Consider the following 26,211-nt stretch of genomic DNA (forward strand, 5'->3'; position numbering starts at 1 on the left):
TTTACCCACCGCGGGATTTGGGTTGATAGAGGGCCACCGCCACAGCGTAATCCGCGGTATGCGATAGGGTTAAACTCAGACGCGATTCGAATTTCTTTAACCGAAGAGCCAGTTCAACACAGGGTTTACCGGAAAGATCGTTTTTAACTGAAATATCTTTGTGGGCAACAGCCGAACGCCCCAACGCTTTATAAACCGCTTCCTTCGCGGCAAAACGGACCGCGAAATGTTGGGCGGCGTTCTTTTTGTCCCGGCAATAGGCGACTTCTCGATCGGAAAAAACCCGCTCTACAAACCGTGGATTTTTGACCAACCGCGCCACTCGTCGAACTTCCACAATATCCACACCTAAAGAGGTTTCCATGGAGCGAACATCCTATCAATTTTAGGGATTTTCAGTCTTCATCACGAAAAAAGGAGGGGTGCATGGGAAAAGAACTCTTATCGTTGTACCGAGACAAACCCCGATGTCTTTTCAGTGACGTGCCAACGGAGACCGGCCCTGCCGGGCCGATAGACAGCGGCTCGAGATCGACGGGCCGAAAGAGAGATTCTCGGCCCGTGATAAACGATCCACCGTGGCTTCATCCGCTCAAGGAAATCGTCCCGGGGAGGACCACCCGTTCCGGAATTCCAAGAAAGGAGATCCACCGGTCCCTCCAAACGAAGAACACATTCCTTCTGTTGGCGTGGCGTTAAACCAAAAGCCAGGAGCGTTCGGGTCAGACCAGAATCAATCCGAACCCCAAATCCATTTCCACCAGGAGGGCGAATAACTTCCCAGCGCGTAGAGCCTTCCACCCAGTGTCGTCCATCCACAGACCACGGTTCACCAGAGGAGACGTCCGGGGCGTCAAGAGAAACCCATCGAGGTGGATTTCGACCGGCCGTCTGACGAGCGGTCGCTCGCCTTTGAAAAACAGTCGCGCCCGTTTCCGTGCGAACCCAAAGAGAGGGAGACTTCCCCCCCCGCCAAGACAAGTCAAGGGAAGGCGTCGGGGTTGAGGTTCCCAAACACCAAACGCCTCCTGCCGTAACCAAGGCGAGAAGGAAAAGGACCGTCTTCCTTTTTTGTTTCAGAGATAAGGTGAGAAAACCAGAAATGATCCCTAAAGCCAGAACAAGATTTTGCGATCCATTGAACCCCACGTTCCACTCGGCACCGGGGATCTGGGCACAGAGATGGGCCCACCCCGCCAACGCCTCGGCTCCCCATCGTGTGGGGACCGCCCAGAGGGTCGCGGCGGTGGGCCATACGGTGTCCAAGATCGTTAATCCCGCGCCCATCGAGAGGCACACCCCCGCCAAGGGAACCGCCAACATATTGGAAATAACGCCGACCCAGGAGAGTCGCCCGAAATAGTGCAGGAGAAAGGGAATCAAAGCCACCTGGGCCGCAAGACTGGTCAAAAAAAGATCCCGAGCCCCTTGGCTCAATTTCCCCAAGAGTCCGTGCCCGCCAAATCGCGCCTCAACGGTTTCAAGTCTTGCGGAATTTCGGGATCCCCACACGACAGCGATCCCCAGTGTCGCGGCATACGACATCTGAAACCCGGCTTCAAACAAGGATCCGGGATTCCAGAGAAGAAGAATCCCAGCGGAAAGAAAGAGAGGATGCTCCAAACGATCCCAGCGACCCAGAAGCGCCCCCACGGCCGCCACAGAAGCCATGACCGCCGCGCGAAGGACAGGGGGATCCCCGCCAGCCATGACGGCATAAAGAAAAGCGACCAGAGGGGCCACGGCCATCGTCCAGCGCCGCGGCCACCAAAGAACCCATCGGGCCAAGACCCACCAGACCCCTAAGGCAAATCCTACGTTCGACCCAGAAGCCACCAGAAGGTGGTACGTTCCACTGCGTCGAAAATCATCGGCAAACGTGGCAAGGGCGGGGGGCCGTTCTCCCAACAAAACACCTGAAAGAAGATGGGCGGTTGAGGGAGGAAGATGTGTTTTAAAAGCAACGTGAAACCGACCGCGCAAGGTGGTGGCCCACCGGATCGGATTCAGAGGAGAGGCCCGTCGAAGCAGGACGCTTTTCCCTTCCGGAACAAACAAGCGCGCCGAGGCCCCCCCCCGCGGGCCACGATGGGGGTCCAATCCCAACAGAGGGCCCCAAACGGAAACCTCGTCTCCCCAGGTCAACGAATCCCCAGGATTTTTTCGAAACACACTCACGGTCTCTTCCGATCGAAAAGACTCTCCCCCGAAAGGTCGAACCCAGCGAACCCGGAGAAAAAACGCGTCTCCCCCCGTGTATCCGATAGGATAACCTGAAACCCTTCCCACCAAGAGCGCGGGTCGACCGGCAAACGGGGCCAGCCCCGATGACAAAGGAGTTGAGGATTTCCAGAACGAGAGGACCGCGATCGCTCCCGCCACGAAGGGCACCATAAGAAGGAGAGGACGACGAAACGGGTAGGGAAGAACAACGGCCGCGGCCATGGGATTTTGGGACGCGGCCGTTGTTGTCAAAAGTCGAGGGGCTTAAATTTTGAAGCCCTTGTGGAGGTGGTCCACGTCGGCCTTCACTTGTTCAAGACGGTGTTGTAAATCCGCGCCCGACTTCCGTTCATCGAGCAAATCGGCCAGTTGTTTCGAAACCCGCAGGGCCACATGGGCGTCTTGGGAAACAAGCCTCTGGAGGGATTCGACCATCGTGTTAAACTCATCGCGAAAGTCTTCCAATTCATCGCCCGCGCGAAGACGAACACGGTGTGTCAAATCCCCGGAACTCACCGTCCGAGCGGAACGCTCAAACCGGTAGATGGGTCCCGCCAACTTATGGGAAGCCAAAACAGCAAAGATGGTTACCCCGATCATGTACAAGACCAGTTTCAAGAGGAAAACATAACTATCGGACTTAAAAAGTTCATAGAGACTTGGGTCCATAAAGTTCTGGACCTCACGACCGAAATGGAAATAAAAATCGAGCCCAATGGCCGTAATGGCGATCAGAACGAAAAGGCTCACCAGCATGACAAACTTCATTTGCATGCCGCGCTTTATAATAACGATCTTGCGCTTAATCCGCGGAGGTTGAAAGGGATCTTTTTTTGACGAAGAAGACGTGTGTGCCGGAGAAGGGGTCATAGTGCTTATTATTTAACAGACAAACCGTAGATTGTCAACCCTGTCCCCAGCGGGAACGATTGTCCAAATGGAAAAAAAAGATATTCCTGCCTCGGATATTGCCAAGCAATGGCAGGAAAAATCTGATGAAACATCCGATCAAATAGCCTCTTCACTCGTTGTCTCCCTTAACCCGGGATCCCCAGTTGAGCGCAAGGACCGGCCAGGCTCAGAGCGTCTGGCGCTTGAGGCGGCAGAGCCGCTCATGCGAGACGCGAAATCCAAGTTTTTCACGAAAGAGATTCCGGCGCAGGGGCAAGGTGCTTCTTTTTTTTCCACAAAACAAGGACAGATTTTAATAAAAATTGATCCCCAAAGAACCCCACCACAAGGACCACCACATTGAGCAGTCCAAAATACATGATGGGAAGAAATCCGCTTAACGTCAAAACACCAAACCCAATGCAGAGCACCAGAAAAGAAGAAGTGCTCGCGTCCCCTTTCTCTAAACTCACCTCTTCTAGGGCCTGGAAATAGGGAACCCCGTTGGCCCTCACTTCCTGAAATCGTGTAAAGAAATGAACCGTATCATCGACAATAATGCCGAAGGCGGCGGCGGCAATAAGAGAGGTCCCGGAGTCCAAGGGAATCCCAAAAGCCCCCATGATCCCAAAATTAACCACAATGGGAAACAAATTGGGAACCAGGAAAAATCCAGCCATCCCCAAGGAACGAAGGACCACCGCCATCACGATCCATATAGAAAAAACTGCCGAAAAAACGTTTCGGACCTGCTCCCCAACCAAAACCCGAGCTGTTTCAATATGAACAGGGGCATCCCCACCCACGCGCACCCGGATCCCTGGAAACACTTCCTCCTGGATCAGGCGTTCAACCTGCTTAAGAACATCGGCGTTCACCCTTGTGCTCGTGCTATGAAGCCGAAGAACGATGCGAGCCCGCTGATAGTCTGGGGTCACAAAATCCTCTAATTCGTCGGCGTTGTAGAGGAGGAGATACTGTTCGGCCATCCGTCGTGTGGAAGGCGGTCGGTAATAGGCGGGGTCCTCATTGTGGAAAGACTTGTTCATTTCATTAAAAAACTCAACAAGCGAGGTGGCGGTGTCCACCCCGGGGACCCCCCTCACCTTTTTTTGAAGCCGTTCCATGTAGGCCAGAACGGCCGGCTCCTGAAAAACCCCAGGGGTTTCCCCCTCCAGGAAAAGATCAACCGGCATGATCCCCGCGAGATGATCTCGCACAAATTCCGCGTCCTGACGCACCTGGGCGCTCGATTTGAAATTGCCGACCAGATCGGTCTCTGCCCGCAACCACCGACATTCCCACGCCCCCCATGCCAGGATCGTCCCACACATGAAAAGGGTCGACCAGGGGTTGCGTGAAACAAACCCAAAGATCCACCGCAGAAGGCGGGTGATGAGGCGGCTTTGATGGACATCTGTTGCACGGTAAATCGTTTCTGTTCGAAATGTCAAAAGGAGCGGGGTCACGATCCCAAAAGTAAAAATGAATTCAAATATCATCCCCGCCCCCGCCAACCAGCCAAAAACCTGAATCGCTGGAATTCCACTAAAGGAGAGAGAGAAAAAACCAATGGCCGTGTTTACACTGGTGAGAAGGCAGGGAAATAAAATTTGGTCCAGAACATGGGTAAGCGCCGCACGCCGGTCCGGATACAATTCAAGCACACCCGCCTTTAAATGGGTAAACAAGTGAACGTTATCCGAAAGAGCCAAGGCAATCACAATAGGAATGACCGCCGCGGACGCGTTATTCAAGGGGACCCCCAGGATGGAGGTCAACCCCAACGTCGCTCCCACCGTAGCCAAAATGCCAATGCTGGACAAAAGGAGAAGTCGCTTATTTCGAAAAACCAACCAAATGGTACCGGCCACCAGCAGAAGCGTCACGGGGACAAAACGAACAATGTCTTCATTCATATACATCGCTAGGAAATAGTTGGTCACGGGCCATCCCGCCAAATGGAAACGGTAACCACGTGTTTCGTAGGAGACGAGAACCGATCGAATGGTTCGAATTAATTCGCTCCGTTGAAGTGAGGAATTTTTGTCGGTCCGGGTGAACACCACAATCCCTGTCGTTCGACCATCCTGGGAAATCAAGCTGTTTACAAAAAGAGGATTTTCCACCGCGCGCCTGTGGAGGGCCGCCAACTCAACAGGATCGGAGGGAATAGACTCCAAAAAGGGGGCGACCGAAAAGGTGTCATTCTCCCCCACCATGTCCGTGATATTGGCTAAACTTTTGACGTCTTTAGCCCCTTCAAGTCCCTCCAAATCCTCCGTCAGCTGTCGAAGAACTTTAAGGTTTTCAGTCGTAAAAAGGTCATCGTTTTGAAAAGCAATGACAATAAATTCATTGTTAGGAAAAAGAGATCGGAGGTGTTCTCTCAGAATAAAGGAAGGGTCTTTGTCCGCAATAAAATCGTCGACATCGGGCCGAAGGGAGACTCGGGGAAGGAAAGACCAAAAGAAAACCCCGAAAAGGAGCGCTGAAGTCATGACCCAACCGGGGCGCCTCGTGATGAAGCGAGACATCCATTGAGTGACTCTCTCGCGAAGTTGAGGTTTCTTCATTTATGGAGAGATGAGCCTCGAGCCTTATGGGTAAATCCAGGGTATTGAAGTGAATAAATCATTAGCCCAACGACTCGATCCGAAGATGAACGGGCGAGCGGGACAGCCCACGAATCCGGCGTGATTCTTTTATGGCGGATTGAATGGCCCCTTCAGGGGCTTCGTGCGTGACGATGACGATGGGAACGAATTTTTTGACCACATCGGACTCTGTCACCGCGTTGTCTTCTTGATGAACGGATGAAATGGAGATCTCATGTTTACTGAGGAGCTGGGTCACCGCCGCCAGGATCCCGGTTCGGTCCGCGGCACTAAAACGGAGATAATGACGAAGACAACGATTTTCCGGATCAAGGATTTTGAGTTTCTTGTTGGCATCAAACATCACATAGGGAAGACGCCCCGCCATCCCCCCCGCCACTTGTCGAGCCAAATACATAATATCGGAAACCACCGCACTGGCGGAAGGCATCGAACCAGCGCCTTTCCCGTAAAACATGACGTCGCCCACCGCGTCGCCGTGAATCACAGCGGCGTTGTATTCGTTTCGGACAGTGGCGAAAGGATGGTTTTCTGGAATAAGGGTGGTCTGGACACGCGCGAAAACCTCGTCCCCATTAAAGTCCGCCAAAGCAAGGGATTTCGCCACAAGGCCCAACCGTCGGCGAGCAAACTTGATGTCCCAAAGGTCTAAATTCCGTAAGCCTTCCCGATGAACGTCATCCACGCGAACCCATCCACCCGTGGCCAAGGAAGAAAGGATGGCGAGTTTGTGAGCGGCATCCACGCCATCGATATCAAAGGAAGGGTCGGCCTCCGCGAAACCCGCCACTTGGGCGGCCTTCAGCGCGACTGAAAAACGCATTCCTTCTTCCGACATTCGGGTCAAGATATAGTTGGTCGTCCCATTGACGATACCGTAGAGCCGTTGAATTCGGTTGGCCCCCAACCCTTCGTTCAACCCTTGAACAACGGGAATTCCGCCTCCCACCGCGGCTTCAAAATAAACCAGTCCCCGGGTTTCCTGGGCGGTTGTAAAAATTTCTCCCCAATGCCGTGCCAAAACAGCCTTGTTGGCCGTGGCCACTTGTTTTCCTGCTTTTAGTGCCGAGAGGATGACCGTCCGAGCGGGTTCTTCCCCTCCGATCAACTCGACAACGATGTCAACTTCAGGGGACTCAACCACTTCACGCCAGTTTTTCGTAAAACGAGGCCGAACCCCTCCGATGGAAGGAAGATTCTTTTTTCGCCGACTGGCAACCATTGCCAACTGAAGCTTTGTCCCCGCTTTCGCTTCCAACAACGCCATGTTTTTTTGGAACAAACGAACGACACCGTTTCCCACCACACCACAGCCCACCAAGCCAATCTGGACAATTCCATTTTTCATTTGGAGTTCGAACGAATCTTTTTATCGGATTTTCCCTTACGCAGGAATTTTCGGATGCGGAGAACAGCATCATAAAATCGGTCGTCATGGGTTACCAACGCCATGCGGACATACCCTTCCGCCTCAGCGCCAAACCCGATGCCCGGGGTCACCACAATACCCGTTTCCTTAACCAATTCTTCGGCGAACGCCAAAGACCCACGGGACTTCCAACTCTCCGGGAGAGGCGCCCACACGTACATGGTGGCTCGAGGCGTGGGGACAGGCCACCCCATCTTGTTCAGCTCTCCGACAAAATAATCTCGTCGTTTTTTATAGGTCGCCACCATCGCTTTCACGCAATCCTGTGGCCCTTCCAAAGCCGCCACGGCCGCCAATTGGAGAAACGTGGGCACACCGTAGTCCACGAACGCTTTGTATTTTTCCAGGGGAGCCAAGAGGGACTTCTTGCCACAGACCCACCCAATTCGCCACCCCGCCATGTTGTAGGTTTTCGAAAAACTATGAAATTCCAAGGCCACCTCTTCTGCCCCGGGAGTGGAAAGAAAGCTCGGCGCCTCATAACCATCGAATGTAATTTCGCAGTAGGGATTGTCGTAAACCACAAGAATGTCATTCTTCTGTGCGAATTTCACCGTTTCCTTAAAAAAGTCGGGATCATCCACAACAGCGGCGGTGGGATTATTGGGATAACACAGGAACATAATCTTCGCTCGTTTTAAGACCGACGCAGGAATTTTGCTGTAATCCGGCAAATAATTATTTTCAGGTGTGAGGGGCATGTAATGAATCCGTCCCCCCGCCAAAATGACCCCATTGGAATGGACGGGATAACTGGGTACCGGAACAAGGGCAAAATCCCCAGGGTCCAAGTAGGCCTGACACAAATGGGCAATACCTTCTTTTGAACCGATCAGAGACAACACATTTTCATCGGGGTCGAGTTTTACCCCAAAACGTCGGTTCATATAGGTGGTCACGGCTTTTCGAAACTTGGGCATGCCTTTCGCCTGGGGATATCGGTGAGTCCGAGGATGATTCCGAACGGTATCCACCAGCCGATCAATCACGTGGGATGGGGCCGGCAAGTCGGGATTGCCCATCCCCAAATCGATGACGTCCAACCGCTGGCGGTGAGCTTCGGCCGCAAGAGCTTTGATCCGGGTAAAAATGTAAGGTGGTAATTGCTCGAGTTTCTGAGAACATTCAACCATGGGAAGACCTCGGAGAAAAGATTAACCACACACCGGCCCTAAGGCCGCACCAAAACAAGTGACAAACCACCCCTCTGTCAGACATGAAGAACAGGCCTCTTTACCCATTCCGGCAGGCGCCGTGAAAAGACCCAAACAGACACCCCGAGGCCCCCGTTCGCCAACCCAAAGACCGCCTCAAAAATGGCAAAACGCGACCACTCGATCCGCGCGATGATGGACCACGCTTGAGGTGTGAAAAGGTTCGCCTCGGGTTGCCCCGAAACCATATCCCACAACCCCTTTCCTAAAGCTATTCCCCCCACGGCCCAGAAAAGATAGGCCGCTACACGGGCCAACCCGGCCACCGCTACTTTTTCAAACGGCGCAGGGGGCATAAGAAGTGGAATTAACCTTTAGCTATTTTTTTTAAGGAGAGGCTGGGTTTAAAAGAAATTTTCCGACCCGCGGGAATGGCGATCGTCTCTCCGGTAATCGGATTTCGACCGGGACGAGCTTTCCGGGCCTTTATTTTAAAAGTGCCAAGACCCGCCAAGGAAATCTTCTCCCCTTTCCGAAGGGTCTCCCGAATCGAGGAAACCACCGCCTTCACCGCCTTCACCGCTTGGCCCCGACGAACCCCCGCGTCACGGGTAACGCGTGTAATCAGCTCAAGCTTTTTCATTGAAACGGGTCCGTTGTTAGACGATAACCGTAAAGGAACGGGGCTTCGATTTCAACGTTCGTTTCCCCACCGTGATTCGTGCGACCACCGTGTGAACCCCGGACCCATACCCGGACCAGTCATACCACCAAAAGCCCACGCACTCACGACACGGCTGCCACTCTTTCCCATCAACAGAAACCTCAACCCCATCCGTCGCGCTCGTGGAAACACGAAGGGCGTAATGGGGGCTCGTTAAAATTTCTCCCACCTGGGGAAAATCAATCCCGATATAATTTTTTCCCAAGGCCTCTGGGGAAGGAAGCAGAGCCTCGGCTCGGGCAACAGGGGGCCTCGTTTTTGGAGCAACGACCCCGGTCTTTTCACCTGTCACACGTTTCTTTTTCACCACTGTCTTTTTTCCCAGCATCGCAATCCTCCCTTTTTTAATCGAACTTACTCAATCGGGTTCTCTGTTCTATGAACAGACAGAGACACGAAGACCGATTGTCCCTAACGTTTCAGCCACAGCCTCACACCGCTCGCGAGGCCCCGTGTAAACGGTGGCACTCCCCGTGTAATGGATCACATTGGCCAACGCGAGCCCCCGTTGGTAATCACACCGGATGGCCCGCACCAACTGGATCGCCACCTCCGGAAAACTGTGGCAATCGCAATTAAACAAAATCGTCTTCCACCCCGTAAAAGATCGGGACCCCTCTGTGGTTTCAGACGATGGGGATTCAATCGTTTGTCCTGCGCTTTTAAGAATCATCGGCTTTTATTGTACATCATGAAAATAATCGCGTAAAGTCGGGGTGAATCTGAATATCCCCTCTCAATAGTGATAGCGCCCCCCCCCAATAAATTCCCTTAACAAGGAATCGTCGGGCACGTCACTTTCCTTAACATTCGCCGTAAGAGAACAGAGAAGCCGCTCCACCCGTTGGGCGCGAAGAAAGGCATCTACCTTTTTGGGATCATCCTTAAACCGTTTAACGATACCTGGCATTAAAGGCAGTAGGCGTGCCCCATGGTAGGGGAGTTCGTAGGGAAGCGATCCATTAAAAATATAATCCACCGAGTGAATATAGGGAACGATATAACGCAATTCACTCTTGCGAACATAGTGCCAATGCCCAACGGTCATGGCGGGGTCATAACTCCGGTGCCAGCTATCGCGCACCATCCTTCGCATCAGGCGGAGGTCGGCCCATCGAACGAACTCGCCCCCCTCCTCTTTGATTTGGCAGAGGGCCTCAATATAAAAACGAAAGGTGTTTTCCGGAGCGATGCTCCGCGTCATTCCATCGTAAAGGCCGTGAAGGCTATCGATCAAAAGGATCTCCTTCTCTTTCAACTGAAACTCCTTCGTTTCTTTTTCACGGAGCCCCGTTTTGAAATTATAGAAGGGCATACGGATCGGTTTTCCCTCCAACAAAAGCCCAAGGTGTTCGTTAATCAGGTCCAGGTCCAAAGCGGAGGGCATTTCAAAATCGTAGTCCCCGTATTCGTCTTTGGGCTGATGAGAAAGGTCTTTGAAATAATGATCCAGGTTCATGAGAAGGAAACTGTGCCCCCGCTCCTTCAAGCGTTCACTGATTTTCGTTGTGGTGGTTGTCTTTCCCGAACTGGAGGGCCCCGCCACGATCACCAATCGCAGGTCCGGGAGTCTCTTAACGATCAGACCCGCCACGTGACGGATTTCCTCATGATAAGACCGTTCAGCGTCCCGAATCAATGATCGCCATCCTCTCTGCATCTTCTCTTTCAAAGCGTTCACCGTATGGCACCCATGGTCCACATTCCAAGAGAGAACTCGCCAGAGAACCTTGTAGGGGATGTTGTCCTGAACGCCCGCGATTTCGGGCTTTTGTTCTCTCGTCCGAGTTTTTTCATGCCGAAAAAGAATGAAGGCTTTGGCCGTTTTGGCGTGCCCATTGTCAATAAGGACGCCTTCAACAAAATCTTGAATATCTTCAACGGAAGGGGTGGATCCGGCCGGGTAGGCCACGTGAATGCGTTGAATCACCTGATCCGCCAGATGCTCGGAGCGCGCCCTGTCACGCCCACCCAAGGCGGCGGCCGCGCGGTAAATGGCGTTCGTGATTTTTAGTTTATTAAAGGCTACCAAACGCCCATCACGTTTGATGATTCGCGTGATTTTCGATTGTTGGGGCTGGGGAAAAAGATCCAGCTGAGTCTGGGGTGCCCCCACAGCGTCAGAACTCACGGGAAAAGCGGGGAACCCGGAAGGAGAATGCTCACCCCACGTGAGGCATCTGGACAGACTTTTCGGGATGCCCGGCCATATTCGCAACTCCATTAATCAACAAACTGATTAAAACGATAAACGCCACTTCAACGGAAACAACCGCCCAATCCGCAGAGGTTCCTCCCGAACGGAGGGCCTGAATGAGGAATAAAATAACGGAAGCGGTGATCGCGTTGGTGAGCGTTCTCCTTTGGTTTCCATAAATCGCGGTGGCAAAAGGCGTCAGCGCGAGGAGAAGCCACAACGGTTGAAACTTATCCCCCAGAAGGAAAATCACCACACTGTTAACGATAAGATTCATATAGAGTCGAAACTTTACGTTCCAACTTTTTTTAACGACATCTTGTTGGCGGAGGAACCGGGGAAAAACCACATTAAAGAACGCCGCAAATCCAAGAAGTCCAAGAGAAAAGGATTTCCCCCAACTGTCCGTTTCCGAAAAAGCCACGGCCAGCCCCCCCAAAAAAAGCGCAAAGGGAGTAGCAAAGTAGCCCACCAGTGTCACAAGTTTTTGGCTGTCAAATCGGTCGGATTCTGTCATCGGGTGATCCTCCTGTCCGAAGAAACGAGTTTAACGGTTTCCGGCCTTGCGCGCCTGATTGGCCGCGTCGATGGCCTGTTGGGTTTGTCGTTGAGACTGAAGACTGTTTTGAATCGCTTGCTGCTGAGCTTGCTGGGCCTGGGTTTGCTGCATAATCATTTGACGTTGCTGATTGGCCATTTGCTGGGAGTGGTGTTGCTGTTCCATGATTTGTTTCTGAATTTCTTCCTGTTTAAGATCTCTCTCACTCGTGTCTATCTGAGCGGGATTTCCCCGGCCAGAAGTCGCCTTTACTTCAGTCCCACCCGACGATTCCGACTTTCCCCCACAAGCGGTTAGTCCAAAAACACCAACGATAAAAACGACGAAAAATCTGAACCTTTCATTTCCTTTCATACCGTTCCTCCCATTCTTAACTCCAATTTTCCCCGACAATCCATTTTCGTTAGCGGGGGCGCAACCCTCAGATAGTGTTCAACCGCCGACCGAAAATCCGCTGCGTATTCCCAAAAGGCAGAGACCGGGTGGTCCTCATCCAGCGGTAACCCGATCACTTCCCGTTCCACCGTCTCCCCATTGGGGAAGAACCCTTTCGGGCCAAACACCGGGTGAATATCCGGGTACGCGATTCGTTTAAAAGTATACCCTTGATCTAAAGAAAATGCCAGAAAATCTTCCACCGCCACCCCCGGCAGCCGAACCGGGTAAGCGAAAAGGCTGGACCCAGTTCGGTCCAACGCTTGAATGGGCCCCTCCCCCAGAACGTTCTCATACACTTCCGCCCGGGCGCGCCTGGACTGGAGCGAATCGTTGAGTTTCTCCAATTCGTCCAAGACGACAGAGGAGGACCAATCCTCCTCGGTTGTGGAGGCCAAAAGGAGCCGGCGAAATTCTCCTTCGAAAGAAGTCAGAAGTGTTGACCGGACCCAGTTCCCCGCCGCCACGAAACCCGTCAGGGCATGAAACGCCTTCATGGCGGCAGAGACCTCGTTCCGCCGGGACACCTGTTCCTCTGGAAATTTGTTAACAAACGCTCTGGCCCTCTCGGCTAAAGAGGGTTCATCGGTTAACATCGCCCCCCCCATCTCCAAGGGCAACATTTTACGAACAAAACTTAAACAAGATATGCGCCCGAAGGACCCCACGGGCCGGCCGTTGAATTCGGCTCCCATGGAAAGGGCCCCGTCTTCCATCAGGTCAACGCCATACCGCGCACAGAGATCCGATAATCGCTCCATATCGTCCGGTTTTCCGAACATGTGAATGGGGATGACGACCCCGACCCCGCCGGCCTTCAACACCCCTTCCACATGATTCAGATCAAAGTTGGCGTCTTTTAGGTTCACATCAGAAAAAGACGGCTCCCATTTCGCAAACCGTGCGGCGAAAACAGGAATGGAGCACATGACGGCGGGGAAGAGGGCCCGCGTTCCCGCGGGACGATTCAAAGCGTGAAGCGCTGCCGTGAGCGCGGTCGTTCCCCGATTGGTGAGGACACAGAAACGGCGGTTAAATCGCCGCGCCAACGTTTCTTCAATAAGTGGGCGCGGATCGGGCATCATTCACTACAGCTTAGGAAAAATATTGTGCAGATCGAACCCCGCCTCAGTCAGGACTCTCCGTTCCCGATCGGAGAAGGAGGTCCCTTGACGGGTCTTGTGCAACAGACGAGCGGCGTCGTCTGAAGTCAAACAGGGGACCCCATGGATCAGTAACGGTTCGTTTGTTTTGGACAATCGTCGAAGAAGGGAAAGAAGTTCCTCCCGCTGATAAGCGTAGGTGTCTACTTCCATCGGTGAAGGAGGGGGTGTCGAATCCATGACCTTTCCCTATTATATCCCATTCACCTCAGAACAAATACAGAAATGGACCCAAACGCCAAAAAACTCCCCAGGGCAATCCAAGCGCGCCTTTTGTAGGTGGTGGCCAATTCCTCTTGAGAAAAGGAGGAAATGAGGAAGGGGGTGTGCGTGTCCGCTGGGGGAGAACGCACCAGGTGAACATCCGCGGAAGGAGGGATCAGCGCTCGCTCTCGATCCATTTCGGCCTCCACCACGGCCCGGGCGGCGTCCCATTCCTCGCCACTGATCATTCCATCTTTATTCGAATCAAAACGAGCCATCATCTCTTGGGGTTTCCGTTTGATCTCCCGCAATTTCTCATGAAGATCCCCCTGGAGAGAAGAGGTTCCGCTGAGAGACTCAAACCATCCAAGAACGTAGACGGTTTCTCCGGGGACAATCAGCTCCTCCGTATACCGATAGGAATGGAACCCGCTAAAAAATCCACGGTCCCCCCCTGGGGCCAATGGAGAGGCCGTGGAACCTTTCCACCTTCGATATTGACGGAGGCGAAACGTCGCGTCAAAAGGCACCACCAAAACGGTCCCCGTCTCATCCTGAAGTCCAAAAGCTTCCGAACTTTGACCCGAGGAAAGGGTGACCCAAGAGGAACTTTTCCCCCGAGATTCGTAGCGTTCCACTTTAAACGAATACCAGAGACACCGGTTCCCGGTTAAAGGACAGACCAGGGTTTTTCCCTCAACCGCCACGGCGGTCCCCGCCAATTCAACCTCGCCTTGGGACGCCGACCCGACTTTGGCCGTTGGGGTATCCTCCACAGCGCGGACCAGCCGAACATATTTCCAAAGCTTCCAAAATGAAATCCCAGCCAGGGCCGCACAAAAGAGGATAAGGACCCATCGATCCAGGCCGCGGGGAGAGGCGCTCCCCGTCAGGAAAGGAAGGATCGCCCCCGCCGCAAAAAAAACGCCGGAGCCGAAAAGGCCCTCGGTAGAAAACCCCTTCATGCTAGGAAGCGTGCGTGTTGAAAGCGGCGCGAAGGTCGACGTCTTTGGTTTCCGAAGGATCGAACCTCAGGGTTTGGTAGGAAGGAAAGGTTCCATAAGCCGCCACCCAGGAATCGGGAAACATCTCCCGACGGGTGTTGCTCAAGGTGACACTCTCGTTGTACAGTTCGCGCCGATCTGAAATGGCGCTTTCCAGGGACGCGATCCGGGTGTGAAGACTTTGGAAGGATTGATTCGATTTAAGGTCCGGATAATTTTCCGCCAAGGCAAAAAGACCGCCCATCAAGCCTCGCAATTTCCCCTCAGCCTCTCCAAGGGATTGCACGTTGCCGGATTCGCGGGCGGAGAAAACGGCCCCGCGCGCCTGAATTATTTTTTCCAGAGTTTCCGATTCGAATTTCATGTATTGCTTACAGGTCTCAATGAGTTTCGGTAACTCGTCGTGGCGCTGTTTCAAGAGGACATCAATGTTGGACCACGCTTTGGCCACATTGTTTTTCAGCCGAACCAACCCGTTGTAAAGCGTCACCGCGTAAATGAAACCGACAGTTCCCATCCCCAACGAAAGAAAAGCGACGACCCAAATCATGGTTCCTCCCTCTCTGTTTTTGTCAACGACTCAATCAGTATGGGCCCTAAAAGAGAACAAATCAAGAGGGGAAAGGAAAAACGGTCCCCACGAAATTAACAATTCCCGAAACCAAGCGAAGGGCGAACGAAAGAGCGGAGGTGACCAGGAAACAAACGGGGAGGAGCACCACCCCTTGCCCCTTGGACCAACCGTAGACCCGTTGGATTCCCCACCACCACACCCCGTAATACAAGAGGTAAAAAAGGAAGATCGCTCCCGTTGTGAGTAACCCGAGGGGGCCCGCCCCGGTCCCCAGGAGACGGAACGCCAACGCCGGCCACAAAGCCGCACCGGCCCATCCCGTCACCGCCAGAGCCGAAGAAAGGCTCCCCTGATGATTGAATATCCGGGAAAGTATATGGAGAACTAAAGTGGGACCGAGCCAAGAAACAAGTGTTCCGAAAAACACCGTCAGGAATCGATACCCCAGGGGGAAGAAACCCGCGTCCCAAGGAAGAGGCCCCGCCAGCGTTAGCCCCAGCCCCGTGAGGGAGGCCACCAACGCGCCTGAAACCAAATGGGGTTTCGACACGATTTCTTCCAGTGCCTGCCCAGGTTCAGAAGTTAAGCGCCCCAAAAGGTCCAACCCTCCGCGCGACGGGTTCGTTTCCATGAGGTCCCCCTTATTCCCAAACATATTCGAGCGAGGCCCGAGGCGCCGCCCAGCGGGCCAGCCGCCCCCAGGGCCCGGCGGCCCCCATGTTGAGAAGCTGAAATATTTTGTCCCAAGGACGGTCCGAAAGGATCAGACGGGGTTTGTCTGCCCGAAGACCTGCGACGCGTTTGGCTTCTTCGATCGCTTGATCAAAACCACCCAGAACGTCCACCAACCCCACAGCCAGGGCCTGCTCCCCAGTGAAAACCCGGCCATCGGCCAGGGGGCGAAGGGTTTCCAGGGGCATTTTTCGCCCTTCGGAAACCGCCGACAAGAATTGGCCGTAGGCGCTTTGAACCAAACCCTCAAAAACCTGTCGCTCTTCAGCGGAAAGGGATCGTGTCGGGGACCCCATATCTTTCATTTTACCCGACGCGATGACGACAGATTTTACCCCCACTTTTTTTGCCAACTCCTCCAAATTATTCAGATGAAAAATTACCCCAATGGACCCCACGATGGACCCCGGATTGGCCACGATCCGATCCGCTGAGGCCGCGATATAATAACCTCCCGACGCCGCCACATCTTGAAAAGAAGCAATAACCTTTTTCCCACTCTTTTGGAGGATCCGGATGGACTCATAAATTTCCTGAACGGAAGCGACAGTTCCTCCCGGCGAATTGATACGAAGAATGACCGCCTTCACCTCCTTTTCTTCGCGTAATTCACGAAGACGTCGCAAGGTCCCTCCCGCGGTGCCGTCCCCTCCAAACCCCCCCATGGAGAGAGCGATGGGTCCTTGAATATCAAGGACGGCGATGGCCCCGTCCCCATGAAAGTGCCCCGCGTGAGGGGCCCTGGAGTCAACCTTTTCGTGCACGAACTCGCCGGGGCGACCCGACCGCCAAAAGGCCCAGAGAAGGAGCGCCATGTATCCCATGAAAAGGATCCAACCTCGAAGGCGAAACGGAGAGGGACTTGTCATTTGTTATTCCTTGGGGCGTTGACGGGAGACGCCCGGCTCCTTGAGAAAAGATTGATTCGCTGGAAAGGAAGATTTTCGAACCCCTTGAATATACGCCATATGAACTTGGGCTCGTTCGTTGCCTCCTCCCTCCCGGGAAGATCGCACGGCAACGAAAGCCCGATCCCCGCGCAAGGGAGACTTCTCGTTTGGTTTCCAAGAAAGGGTGAACGAAGCCGACGATTTCGTTGGGGTCAGATCAAAGGAGGAAGGAGTAAGAAGCATGTCCGCGGAAGAGTAGAACCGAACGGTCACGGGGCGATTCGTGGTTTTCGGGTCCAAAGCCACGGTCCCCGTGAGAGGCAGGTTCGGGGTACAGGAGGAAGGAACCACCAGCCTCATTCTGTAGGGAGTGACCCGATGAATCTCCCGAACCCGTGTGATGGCACTCCCGGCGGCTAAAAACCACTCTTGAGGGGGATACGGACCCAGGACACCGCGAAGAGCCCGGGCCAGATCGTGCATGAAAATTCCTCGGGCAGGCCGATCGTCTTGGAAATTTTCAACAGCCAATAACGTTCGTTGAACCATGGCCTCAGGCCCGGCGGGGTTCAGTGTGTTTTGGTGAAGTCGCCAGTCAAACGTATTTCCCACCACCAAGTTAAAGGCAGCGTTCTCCGTGTAATTATTCCATTGGCTCACCAACCCACGGTATTGAGCGGCATCGGCTTCGTAGAGCATGATGGCGTTCATATCCACGCCGGCGTCCCGCATCATGGCAGGGTCTTGCCCATGTTCCCACCCTTTTTGCCACGATAAGGTAAACGCCCACAGGGGCTTTTTCCCGCCAAACCCCTCGGCGATCTTCCGCACCACTCCCGCGGTACGATGGGCGCGATACCAAAACCATTGATCCGTGGTCTTGAATTTTATCTCCTGACGTTGGGAGGCCCGTGGGGCGATGTATCGTCCTCGAGCGATCCACGACATGCGTTGTTCTTTGCTCCAACCATCGTACCCCGCGGGCTTTTGAACGCCGGGCATCTCCCGCACAAAATCGTCCACCAGCTCATTGCCCCCAAAAACAGGTCGGATGTAATCCAACCCCACAAAATCCACACCCTCCACCGCGGCAAATCGGTCCAAAACCTTAACGATATCCCCCGGCCGTTTCGGGTCCCGAATGGAAATACCCCGTCGAACATCCCGGTTTAACCCATGAACGGGGCGCCCTTTTTCATAGTGCCACCCGTAAGCGTAGTCCGGTGAGAATTTTGCTGGCCCACCAACCATATAGCAGAGAACATAAACACCTAAATTCACGCCCCGCTCACGGCACGCCCGAGCCAACTCCGCCACGGATTCTTCGGACCTGGTCTGCCACGGAAAATCCGAGGATAGTTTTTTTGAATACCCGCTGGACTCCGCCCCCTGGACGAGAACGGCGTCCGCCCCAATAAAGTTCGCCCATTCGGCCATGGCGCCCAAGTGGGGCTCCCCCCCATCCGGTCCCCGGAACCGATAAAAAGAACCCAACCCTTCTAAAGGTAAAACCGCATACCCGGCAGGAACGGGATCGAATTTTCGGGAAATGACTTGGAAACGCCCTTTCGTGAGGGCCCCCATTCCTGGAGGAAAGGAGCGCGTTGAAATTTGCAGATGATAATCCCCATCAAAAGCGTTCCAGGGCACAGGCCAGCGGGCCCGCCACATGTCGGACCCCGTATCAAAAAGGAGCCGAACCTTTTCCAATTCCCCCACCGTGACCACCGGCTCGCCTTTCCATTCCACCCAGGCCGTCAACGGAGCCGTAGATTTTCGTAAAAGTTGCCGCGCGTCCTCGGAAGCCGGCTGAAGGATGATGTCCACCAGTTCGTCGTGGAAATACGCTTCCTTTCCCGCTTGCAGTTGGAGAGACAAATCCGGAGCCACCGGAGTCCAGGACACCAAGGATTCCCCGTGACTTTTCCAAAGGGCATAACCAAGAACCATCGTTGCCGTAAAAAAAAGCACAAGAAAAATACCGCTGTGCTTTTTGGTTGATCGTGAGAGGAACCGTCTCATGAGCTCAAATCACCCAAAAGATGCCGAATTTGGTCCGGCCCCGGCAATTCCTTTCGCAATTCCTTTGGCAGGGTTGATGTCACACGGTAATGGGCAACAGCGATGGGTTTATGACTTTCTTTGAGGGCATATTCAACGATCGTACGCCTTTTCTCTTTACAAAGAATTATCCCAATGGAGGGGTTTTCATTTTTTTCCTTAACAAGCCCATCCAAGGCCGCGAGGTAAAATTGCATTTTCCCAACATGTTCAGGCTGAAATTTTCCTACTTTCAATTCGACAGCGACAAGACATTGCAAGCGCCGGTGATATAAAAGGATGTCAATAAAAAACTCTTCCCCTTCGATTTCCAAGCGATACTGGTTTCCCATAAACGCAAAGGCTCCTCCCATCTCAGTCAGGAAGCGGTTCACTTTAGCAATAAGCGATCGCTCCAGTTCCATCTCACTATGTTCCTCGGCCAACTGGAGAAAATCAAACGTGTATTCATCTTTAACGGCAAGGTGAGCCTGCTTTTTTATGTTTTCAGGTAAAGCTTTACTAAAATTTGTTTGGTTCAAGAGAGTCTTTTCATAACTTTGATTTTCTATCTGATGGATCAAGACATTTTTTGTCCAACCGAATTTCTTTGTCATGCGGACATAAAACTCACGTTCTATGTCCGTTTTGCATTTGGCCAACACCACCAAATGCTTCGCCCAACTGATTTCTCCAACCAGTGGTTGGAGATTTGGGTTCTTATGGTATTCCGCGTAAAACTGTCGCATATACCAAAGGTTTTGCGGTGAAAAACCATGAACACCTGGAAAATCCAATTGCAAATCTTTGGCCAATGACTCAACAACAGACTTTCCCCATCCATGCCTGCTTTGACTGTCAACAATGGTTTTCCCTATATCCCAATACAGGCGTATCAGTTCTTGATTGACTGTTCTTAAGGCCTCATAGTGGGCTAATCGAATTCTTTTTTTTATTTCGATTAAAGCCTCATGATAAGCCCTGGAGATGAATTTCTTAGACATAACCCGTCAAAAAAGAAAGCACACCCAGCCGAATTGTTAACATGGGAGTAATCTAACGAATTTGGAGGGAAACAACAATCGTTTTACGCGTTGCGGGCGATGGCGGTGAGCGTTTCGAAAATTCCTTTCCAATCCAAGAGTCGGCTGGGAAGAACCAATTTAAAAACCGCGTTCAAGAGCCAGGCGCGATCGGCGGCATCGCGTATATCCTTCTGCTCAGCCGTGAGACCCTCTGGATTCAGACGAATGACGGGCGTGTGCATAAACCGAAGACCGGCCCCATTCCTGGCCGTTAAAATCGTCCCAAAAACATCACCCAGTTTCGCAAGCAGAACCTCTTGAATTCCCAGGGGAACACCTTCTTCGGTTTTTACATCAGGAAAGACTTCGGGCCGGAAGAATACAAATTGAGAATCAACTCCTGGAACGGACAAACCCTTTGAGTTGGTGATTATCGCCCAGTTGGACCGCCCCGCCACCAACGCCGAAAGATTCTCACGCTGGGCCGCCGTTCGAACGCTTTCCGCATCAACAAACAACACATGGGTTCCTTGGCCTTCCTCGATCCAGGGGAAAGTCGGGACAATCGATTTTTCAATGGCCCGCTCAGAATATTTTTCCACTGTTAACCGGGCCGCGTGATCCATAAAATCTCTCACACGGAGATCGGTCGGCCGCTCCCCCAACTCAGCAAGAACTTTTTCGGTCACCAAACTCCTTTCAGCCGTCAATTCCGCCGGTTCAGGGGAAGAAGTCAATTCGGAAAGGGGAGTTAATGGAATGGACCCCTGTTCAGAATGTTGTTCGAGAACCCATCGAATTCCCTCCCAGAGAAGGATGTAACGGTCTTCTGGAAATCGCTCATCAGCATGGGGGAAATGCGGAACAAGAAGGGCTTTCGATTCTAAAAGGGTAGAAACAATACCGCGAGCGGAGGTTAAGGATTCCCCAACAATCCGGAAAGAGAAAATCTCGCCCTTCATCGTTTGGATGCGATAGGAAACTTTTGGAACTTCCGACGTCCCGCCCTCAAAGACTCGTTCCATCGTTCGAATATCAAGTAGATATTGTCGTGCTAAAAAGTTTCTCAACCAGAGGTATTCATCTGTTTTTAATTTCGGATCAGAAAGAGTGACTTTCTTTATGTCCATTTCAGATCGTTTCCTATCAAAGGACCTATGGAGCGCCAGGGCCCCCGCCCACCAGGAAGCAACCACGGACAACAGAAAGACCGAAACGAAAGAACGGTATTCAAGAAACTCTAAAAGCGGGAAAGGGGTGATGATGATCAGCGCGGTATAAATAAACGCCATGACAGCGGCGTTGGAAACACTCACGTTGATGGGAGTCTTGGGTTCCTTCCCAAAATGCGACACAAAGAACAATCCTCCAAAGACAGCCCCGAGAAGCGGGGCGACCACTCCAACCAAACCTGAGCCCGACAAAAAAAGAATCGCCCCGAAATTAACAAACATTCCCGTGAGTCCCAAGGTCCACTCATAGATCGGCGCATGATCCTTGTAATGTTTTCCGGCCTTTTCCCGCCCTTCCTCACCCCCCAGTAAAAACCCCACCCCCTCAAACAATCGCGTCATCCAACGGCTCGTCGCTCGGCCCGAGTCATGACGGTCAGATAAATTATTATGTTCCTCCCCTTCTGCTTTTTCAGGCGACGACCCTTTCAAATAACCATCCCCGGTTAATTGGCTGAGCGAAAAAGTATCGATCGTCGAACTGCTATGGCCCACTTTTTCACGGGACGTCTTGAACCTGAGGTAATAGTTAATGACTGGGGTGGGTTGACTGGAAAGAAGCTCAATGATTTCTGGCGAATTAAAACCGGAACGGGCCAGCCGATCTTTGAACTCGGCTTGGAGTGTGGGATGGATTTTATTCATCACGGTCATCACGCCGACCCCCGTGACGTTCTCAAAGGCAAGGAATTGATTCAAATTGGATCTCAACCTCTTGTATATGGCTGTGAGTTCAGAACTTCGCCGCAGTTGAAAGGATGTCGGGTTGACCCTCGCGAGCACAGCGCCTTTCCAGAGCGGCACTAATTTCGAATCGAATTCCTCAGGGGTGATTTCGGCCAAAATGGGCCTCTCCGCCCAGATGGCTATAAAAGTTTCAATATCCATGGGAACGCGCGTTTTGTCCCGGCGATAGATTACCCAGTATTCAAAAATACGTTTCACAGAAGGCAGGTTTGTTCGCATGTTAACGGCAACATCATTTAAGTCAATCGCCGTCTCTTCCAGTGTTTGTTCCCATTCCTGTTGGGTCACCTCCTTGTGATGTTTTGTAAAATCCTTCAAATAGGAATAGGTCTTTTTTCCCCTGTATAAAAAAGCCGCCACATGGGGCACGTTATCGGCCAGGGCTCGGTTGTTGATCAGCGTTTGTTTAATCAATTTAATCCCTTTGACCTGGCCAAGACCGTTCGCTTTTGCCAAGATTTTGTCGATGGCCGGCATGGCGCCGGGATCGAAGATATCGGTCCAACGCCGGATTTGGTCCGACATATCACGGATGGAATTTTCCCAAAACGACAAGGGATCGTCCGCCTCCAACGCCGATTGAATGGTTTTTTGGTAGCCGTCCCAATTTAAAGCATAAAGGGATTTCTGTTCATCATATATGACGTCCGCGATCATATCCATCAGAATGGGGGCGGCTCGATCGAGATCACCCACGGGGACCTGTCCACGTCCCAACGGGACGGTGGAAGTTTCGGTGGGAGCCTCTTCTTCCCCCACCGTTTCTGGAAGGAAGTTGGTGGGCGTCCGCCAGCCCTGAAGATACGTGGAAACAAACGCATTGGGTTTATCGTCTGGGCGAACCAATGGCGCGACGCGCCGCGCTCCATCAAAGGGGTTGAGAAGGGTAAAGGATGTGGGGCGAAGTCCGGGACCTGAAATATCGCTTTTCAACCCGGCAAGGAGGCCGGGCAAAATATCCACGTAGCCGACGGAATTCGAGATCCCGGTCAATTCCACATTGTTAATTCCGGCCCGTTGAGCGAAGGCATTGATAAACCGGAGGGATTCGAGGACCAGGCGTTGTTGCACGTTGGACGCGGTCATCGAAGAAGCCGCGCCGGGGTTCCGCGCCACGGGGGAAAATTCAATGGCGTGAATCCACAGGGTCAATTGGTTGTCCGACATTCCAACGAGGCCGATAAATCGACCGAAAAAGCCGCCCTCAAAGTAGGTTTCGAATTCTAAGTTTTCCAACGTCGTGTTCCAGGCCCCCTGGGTCCAGAAATTTACCCGGCCCGGAGCCGTGCAATCTCCCGAACGCCCCCCCCCACTTAACGACGCGATATTCCGGCCGGTTAACGAGAAACGCAAATCGCCGTAGGTATCTTCCCCCAATGTTTCCGCGATTTCTTTTAAAACCGTTTGGTGGGTATGGTTCGCGGGAAGTTTCGATGCTCTAAGAAGAATTGTTTTTCGAATAGCCACGGCGACTTGGTCGGCATATATGGCGTAGAGGGAAGGGTCCGACTCAAAATCCCGTTCGTCATGGCCTGTCTCCTGAACCAAGGCCACATTCAGTTGCCCATCTTGTAAAACGCCCGACGCCATTAATTTTTCCATGACGGCTTGAATGGTTGCCGGCGAAAACACGTTCATTATAAGGGAGGGGTCTCCCCCCGCTTCCTGAATCGCGGCACGGCTTTGTTCCGATAATTCCCAAACGATTTCTTTGATGGAACCCTTTACCAGCATGAGAAAAAGGGCGTCAGCCAACAAGGGATCATCCACGGCTAAATGGCCCTCTTTAAGCCCCTCGAACATTTTTGTCCCCACCAGCCGGATTCGCCGGTCAAACGTTGCGTAATTCCGCGGTTCCCTTATGAATTCAATCCGAGCATCAAATAGTTTCTTCAATGGGGGACGCATTTTTTCAGACGCCCTATCTACAATGGAATAGGCCAATAGTTTCGCCTTCTCTTCAGATATTAATGGTTCGCCCACGGGAGAAGGCACGTTCAGTTTCGCGGTAGCCTTCACCGGGCTCACGACGTTGAAAAGGGCATGATAGAGAAGACCGTAGCCAAAAACGTGTCGAATAAAGATGGTGGCCACCGCTTGAGCATCGAACCCGGGAAGGCCCGACAGGGCCGAGAGGAGGGACAACAGAGTCAGTCCCCCAAACATCCAAAACCCAAGGCGGACGTAATTATCGTATTGATTTTCAGTTATCTTAAAGAGGCGTGCATTTTCTCGCGGGTGAAACCGAACAAACCCCCGTTCATACCAGGCGAGGGTTAAGAGGCCGAATAGGAAAGCCAACGGAAAGAGCAGGGGCGTCTGGGTCGCCAAGCCGATCGCCGCTGTGGCCGTCACGGCCACTGCCGCGGGAAGGACAAAACGCTGTTCTTGGATCAATTTAAGAGGATTGAGGGATTGTTTGAGAACCTCCATTTTAAATTGGCGTTCGTTTGCGGGTCCGACTGTTGTCGCTTCAACGGTAAAAATCCAACCGTTTTTAAAACGGGTGGTGAGATGGGCATAATCCGCCTGTACCTTTGCGGTGACTTGACGGATCCGGCCTGCCACAGAAGACGGGACGAAGGATAGGAAACTGCTCTCCACCTTCGCCGTTTTCCCACCATCGGCGACCGCGATCATGCCAGGCAGTACAAGGGTCGCGACCTGTCGTGGGATCGGCGCCTGAGAAAGAAACAATTTTTCACCGGAAAAGAGTTGATCGAGCGGGGTTTTTTCCTGCGCGAAAACAGAAAGGTAAGAGAATCCCTGGACTGTTTCCAGTTTTTCTATTTTTGGGGTGACGCTAATGACCGTGGCGCCCGCCTGGGTTAAATGGGCGATAAGCCCCGGGGAATGATAACCGCCCGTCACCAGGATCGATACCGGCAATGATTTTATCGAATTCATGCTTTTAAGCAGGTTTTCAGCCATGGAACGATCTCGGGCATCGGCTTCCCGATAGAAATCCTCAAAAGATGAAAAATTTTGGCCCAGGATGGAGAGGGACCGATAGTCCTTCCATTCCTCCGGAGTCAAACTGAATTCCACCAATTTCCGAGTGAGGTGAGCGGCATGGGATTGATCGATGAGACCTTGGGTCTCCGACGTGGGCGCCAAGGTGGCAAAAACTTTCCGTTCCAGGGTATTCAAGTCACCTAAAAGAGTTTCCGCCTCTATAGCATCGGCCCATAAAACGTAATGGATATAGCTCTTCATGGCCGGATACGATTCCAACGAAATACCCGTTCGGTGACAGAGCCCCTGCAGGTAAGAATAGAAATCGCCGTACGTCACTTGGCTCGAACGGTAGGCCACGCTTTGACGGGTCAGTTCTTCCATTTCCAAACGGGTCAGTTTTTTAACCAGGTGGCCTATCAAGTCGGCGCGTTCCCGTTCCACCTGATTAAAATCGAGTGTTTTTTCCATGGCAAGGGTTTTCTGGAAATTCCGAATCGAGGAGGGAGTCTCGATCCCAAACGAAGCGTTGGTCAGAGCATCAACATAGTCCCCTAGTCCCAACTGTCCGGACCGATAGGCCTCCACCGCAGAGTCCAAAGCTTTGAGCTTAGGAGTAAAAACACGGGACTTTTCAAGGTCCAGGGCCGCCTTCTGTTGAGCGAGGATTCTCTTCATCCCCTCAATTCGGGGAGCGGAGTTCCGATAGGCCTCCACATTCGCGTTGTAATGGGTAGGGTCATCAACCCCGATCAATGGAGGGAGGGGCCCGCTCCCCGTGAGAACCGCATGGATCGGGCCGGAAATCTTGTTTTCTTTTAAGAGGTAATCGGCACTGAGTTGCACGGCCTCTCGATGAGGGAAATCTCGAAAAGGTTGGAGATCGATGTCTCCCCAGGTGCCCTCCAGAGCGATAAGTCCCGCCTGCTTAGAAGTGAGGAGAGAATCCACCAACCGACCGATGTTTTTTTGGGCATCCAAATTTTGATGTACATCTTGAATGTGGATGACCACAGGGGTGGAACGGTTGGACGGGAGACTGAGCGAAACTTTTCGAATGGTTCCGTATGCCGGAGAGAGCGCCGACAACAGATCTTGATGGTCTTTCAGGAATCCCTTTGGGACAGAGTGGGCGACACTTGGGGAAAGCGAAACCCCTATGCTTTGGAGGGAAGGCAACGAGGAGGAGAAGAGAAGTTCGGGTGAACCAACAGGCAAAGAAGCCAAGAGTGTCGGAGAAGAACGCTGTTCCCGGGCTTTCCGCCGCTCGGCCCAAATATTCGATTCCGTCGAGTATGCAAAAAGGCAATGGGTTCCAAATAACAACAAACCCATTGTCCCAGCAACAATCCGTTGGAGGCGGAGGAAGGTCTTCATCCCCCTAATCTACTAATTGATCTAGAAAATCTTCCTTA

22 protein-coding genes are annotated in these 26,211 nt (G+C 52.6%); all 22 read right to left on the reverse strand.

Translation table 11 applies throughout. The features are described from left to right. Position 1 precedes the first annotated feature (1 nt). The 22 genes from acpS to JNK54_04505 all read right to left on the reverse strand — a co-directional run bounded on the left by acpS (position 2) and on the right by JNK54_04505 (position 26,173). Positions 2 to 364: a holo-ACP synthase gene (gene acpS, locus JNK54_04400; GenBank protein ID MBL8023509.1), complete on the reverse strand. Its 363-nt coding sequence runs from the start codon at positions 362 to 364 to the stop codon at positions 2 to 4. A gap of 77 nt (positions 365 to 441) precedes the next feature. Next, positions 442 to 2,445, reverse strand: coding sequence for a ComEC/Rec2 family competence protein (locus tag JNK54_04405; protein MBL8023510.1), 2,004 nt, complete (start codon positions 2,443 to 2,445; stop codon positions 442 to 444). Between the two features lie 42 nt (positions 2,446 to 2,487). Beyond that, positions 2,488 to 3,093 carry a methyl-accepting chemotaxis protein gene (locus tag JNK54_04410; protein MBL8023511.1) on the reverse strand — a complete coding sequence of 202 codons (606 nt, stop codon included), beginning with the start codon at positions 3,091 to 3,093 and terminating at the stop codon, positions 2,488 to 2,490. A 269-nt stretch (positions 3,094 to 3,362) separates the two neighbouring features. Further along, entirely contained in the window at positions 3,363 to 5,690 is a 2,328-nt protein-coding gene (locus JNK54_04415) for an MMPL family transporter (GenBank protein MBL8023512.1), read from the reverse strand. Between the two features lie 61 nt (positions 5,691 to 5,751). After that, positions 5,752 to 7,080 (reverse strand): homoserine dehydrogenase, encoded by a 1,329-nt coding sequence (locus JNK54_04420; GenBank protein MBL8023513.1) that lies wholly within the window; start codon positions 7,078 to 7,080, stop codon positions 5,752 to 5,754. Beyond that, positions 7,077 to 8,294, reverse strand: coding sequence for an LL-diaminopimelate aminotransferase (locus JNK54_04425; GenBank protein MBL8023514.1), 1,218 nt, complete (start codon positions 8,292 to 8,294; stop codon positions 7,077 to 7,079). The genes JNK54_04420 and JNK54_04425 overlap by 4 nt, the downstream gene beginning before the upstream one ends. A 77-nt stretch (positions 8,295 to 8,371) precedes the next feature. Continuing rightward, positions 8,372 to 8,671: a hypothetical protein gene (locus JNK54_04430; protein ID MBL8023515.1), complete on the reverse strand. Its 300-nt coding sequence runs from the start codon at positions 8,669 to 8,671 to the stop codon at positions 8,372 to 8,374. Positions 8,672 to 8,682: 11 nt separating this feature from the next. After that, complete coding sequence (locus JNK54_04435; GenBank protein MBL8023516.1) at positions 8,683 to 8,958, reverse strand: HU family DNA-binding protein; 276 nt, start codon at positions 8,956 to 8,958, stop codon at positions 8,683 to 8,685. Positions 8,959 to 8,974: 16 nt separating this feature from the next. Beyond that, the gene (locus JNK54_04440) at positions 8,975 to 9,367 is read right to left on the reverse strand and encodes a hypothetical protein (protein MBL8023517.1); all 393 of its coding nucleotides are present in this window, start codon (positions 9,365 to 9,367) and stop codon (positions 8,975 to 8,977) included. Positions 9,368 to 9,415: 48 nt separating this feature from the next. After that, positions 9,416 to 9,712, reverse strand: coding sequence for an ATP-dependent Clp protease adaptor ClpS (locus JNK54_04445; GenBank protein MBL8023518.1), 297 nt, complete (start codon positions 9,710 to 9,712; stop codon positions 9,416 to 9,418). 63 nt (positions 9,713 to 9,775) lie between these two features. Beyond that, entirely contained in the window at positions 9,776 to 11,170 is a 1,395-nt protein-coding gene (locus tag JNK54_04450) for an ATP/GTP-binding protein (GenBank protein ID MBL8023519.1), read from the reverse strand. A 31-nt stretch (positions 11,171 to 11,201) separates the two neighbouring features. Next, positions 11,202 to 11,753, reverse strand: coding sequence for a hypothetical protein (locus JNK54_04455; protein ID MBL8023520.1), 552 nt, complete (start codon positions 11,751 to 11,753; stop codon positions 11,202 to 11,204). A 30-nt stretch (positions 11,754 to 11,783) separates the two neighbouring features. Beyond that, on the reverse strand, positions 11,784 to 12,149 hold the full coding sequence (locus JNK54_04460) for a hypothetical protein (GenBank protein ID MBL8023521.1): 366 nt from the start codon (positions 12,147 to 12,149) through the stop codon (positions 11,784 to 11,786). After that, positions 12,146 to 13,315, reverse strand: coding sequence for a DegT/DnrJ/EryC1/StrS family aminotransferase (locus tag JNK54_04465; protein MBL8023522.1), 1,170 nt, complete (start codon positions 13,313 to 13,315; stop codon positions 12,146 to 12,148). The genes JNK54_04460 and JNK54_04465 overlap by 4 nt, the downstream gene beginning before the upstream one ends. A gap of 3 nt (positions 13,316 to 13,318) precedes the next feature. Continuing rightward, on the reverse strand, positions 13,319 to 13,573 hold the full coding sequence (locus tag JNK54_04470) for a hypothetical protein (GenBank protein MBL8023523.1): 255 nt from the start codon (positions 13,571 to 13,573) through the stop codon (positions 13,319 to 13,321). Positions 13,574 to 13,596: 23 nt separating this feature from the next. Further along, positions 13,597 to 14,562, reverse strand: a complete 966-nt coding sequence (locus tag JNK54_04475; GenBank protein MBL8023524.1) for a hypothetical protein — start codon at positions 14,560 to 14,562, stop codon at positions 13,597 to 13,599. A 1-nt stretch (position 14,563) separates the two neighbouring features. Then, positions 14,564 to 15,118 carry a LemA family protein gene (locus JNK54_04480; protein MBL8023525.1) on the reverse strand — a complete coding sequence of 185 codons (555 nt, stop codon included), beginning with the start codon at positions 15,116 to 15,118 and terminating at the stop codon, positions 14,564 to 14,566. A 94-nt stretch (positions 15,119 to 15,212) separates the two neighbouring features. Further along, positions 15,213 to 15,806, reverse strand: coding sequence for a hypothetical protein (locus JNK54_04485; GenBank protein MBL8023526.1), 594 nt, complete (start codon positions 15,804 to 15,806; stop codon positions 15,213 to 15,215). A 10-nt stretch (positions 15,807 to 15,816) separates the two neighbouring features. Beyond that, positions 15,817 to 16,776, reverse strand: coding sequence for a signal peptide peptidase SppA (gene sppA / locus JNK54_04490; protein ID MBL8023527.1), 960 nt, complete (start codon positions 16,774 to 16,776; stop codon positions 15,817 to 15,819). A gap of 3 nt (positions 16,777 to 16,779) precedes the next feature. After that, the gene (locus JNK54_04495; GenBank protein MBL8023528.1) at positions 16,780 to 18,819 is read right to left on the reverse strand and encodes a hypothetical protein; all 2,040 of its coding nucleotides are present in this window, start codon (positions 18,817 to 18,819) and stop codon (positions 16,780 to 16,782) included. Then, the gene (locus JNK54_04500; protein ID MBL8023529.1) at positions 18,816 to 19,841 is read right to left on the reverse strand and encodes a DUF1016 family protein; all 1,026 of its coding nucleotides are present in this window, start codon (positions 19,839 to 19,841) and stop codon (positions 18,816 to 18,818) included. Before JNK54_04500 ends, JNK54_04495 begins: the two co-directional genes overlap by 4 nt. Before the next feature lie 83 nt (positions 19,842 to 19,924). Then, positions 19,925 to 26,173 carry a hypothetical protein gene (locus tag JNK54_04505; protein ID MBL8023530.1) on the reverse strand — a complete coding sequence of 2,083 codons (6,249 nt, stop codon included), beginning with the start codon at positions 26,171 to 26,173 and terminating at the stop codon, positions 19,925 to 19,927. Positions 26,174 to 26,211 lie beyond the last annotated feature (38 nt).

The sequence above is a fragment of the Elusimicrobiota bacterium genome, from assembly GCA_016788905.1.
GTDB lineage: Bacteria > Elusimicrobiota > Elusimicrobia > FEN-1173 > FEN-1173 > JADKHR01.

Excerpts from the sequence above, each read along its gene's own strand:
- acpS (MBL8023509.1), bottom strand. The coding sequence starts at position 364 with ATGGAAACCTCTTTAGGTGTGGATATTGTGGAAGTTCGACGAGTGGCG.
- JNK54_04405 (MBL8023510.1), bottom strand. The coding sequence starts at position 2,445 with ATGGCCGCGGCCGTTGTTCTTCCCTACCCGTTTCGTCGTCCTCTCCTT.
- JNK54_04410 (MBL8023511.1), bottom strand. The coding sequence starts at position 3,093 with ATGACCCCTTCTCCGGCACACACGTCTTCTTCGTCAAAAAAAGATCCC.
- JNK54_04415 (MBL8023512.1), bottom strand. The coding sequence starts at position 5,690 with ATGAAGAAACCTCAACTTCGCGAGAGAGTCACTCAATGGATGTCTCGC.
- JNK54_04420 (MBL8023513.1), bottom strand. The coding sequence starts at position 7,080 with ATGAAAAATGGAATTGTCCAGATTGGCTTGGTGGGCTGTGGTGTGGTG.
- JNK54_04425 (MBL8023514.1), bottom strand. The coding sequence starts at position 8,294 with ATGGTTGAATGTTCTCAGAAACTCGAGCAATTACCACCTTACATTTTT.
- JNK54_04430 (MBL8023515.1), bottom strand. The coding sequence starts at position 8,671 with ATGCCCCCTGCGCCGTTTGAAAAAGTAGCGGTGGCCGGGTTGGCCCGT.
- JNK54_04435 (MBL8023516.1), bottom strand. The coding sequence starts at position 8,958 with ATGAAAAAGCTTGAGCTGATTACACGCGTTACCCGTGACGCGGGGGTT.
- JNK54_04440 (MBL8023517.1), bottom strand. The coding sequence starts at position 9,367 with ATGCTGGGAAAAAAGACAGTGGTGAAAAAGAAACGTGTGACAGGTGAA.
- JNK54_04445 (MBL8023518.1), bottom strand. The coding sequence starts at position 9,712 with ATGATTCTTAAAAGCGCAGGACAAACGATTGAATCCCCATCGTCTGAA.
- JNK54_04455 (MBL8023520.1), bottom strand. The coding sequence starts at position 11,753 with ATGACAGAATCCGACCGATTTGACAGCCAAAAACTTGTGACACTGGTG.
- JNK54_04460 (MBL8023521.1), bottom strand. The coding sequence starts at position 12,149 with ATGAAAGGAAATGAAAGGTTCAGATTTTTCGTCGTTTTTATCGTTGGT.
- JNK54_04465 (MBL8023522.1), bottom strand. The coding sequence starts at position 13,315 with ATGATGCCCGATCCGCGCCCACTTATTGAAGAAACGTTGGCGCGGCGA.
- JNK54_04470 (MBL8023523.1), bottom strand. The coding sequence starts at position 13,573 with ATGGATTCGACACCCCCTCCTTCACCGATGGAAGTAGACACCTACGCT.
- JNK54_04475 (MBL8023524.1), bottom strand. The coding sequence starts at position 14,562 with ATGAAGGGGTTTTCTACCGAGGGCCTTTTCGGCTCCGGCGTTTTTTTT.
- JNK54_04480 (MBL8023525.1), bottom strand. The coding sequence starts at position 15,118 with ATGGGAACTGTCGGTTTCATTTACGCGGTGACGCTTTACAACGGGTTG.
- JNK54_04485 (MBL8023526.1), bottom strand. The coding sequence starts at position 15,806 with ATGGAAACGAACCCGTCGCGCGGAGGGTTGGACCTTTTGGGGCGCTTA.
- sppA (MBL8023527.1), bottom strand. The coding sequence starts at position 16,776 with ATGACAAGTCCCTCTCCGTTTCGCCTTCGAGGTTGGATCCTTTTCATG.
- JNK54_04495 (MBL8023528.1), bottom strand. The coding sequence starts at position 18,819 with ATGAGACGGTTCCTCTCACGATCAACCAAAAAGCACAGCGGTATTTTT.
- JNK54_04500 (MBL8023529.1), bottom strand. The coding sequence starts at position 19,841 with ATGTCTAAGAAATTCATCTCCAGGGCTTATCATGAGGCTTTAATCGAA.
- JNK54_04505 (MBL8023530.1), bottom strand. The coding sequence starts at position 26,173 with ATGAAGACCTTCCTCCGCCTCCAACGGATTGTTGCTGGGACAATGGGT.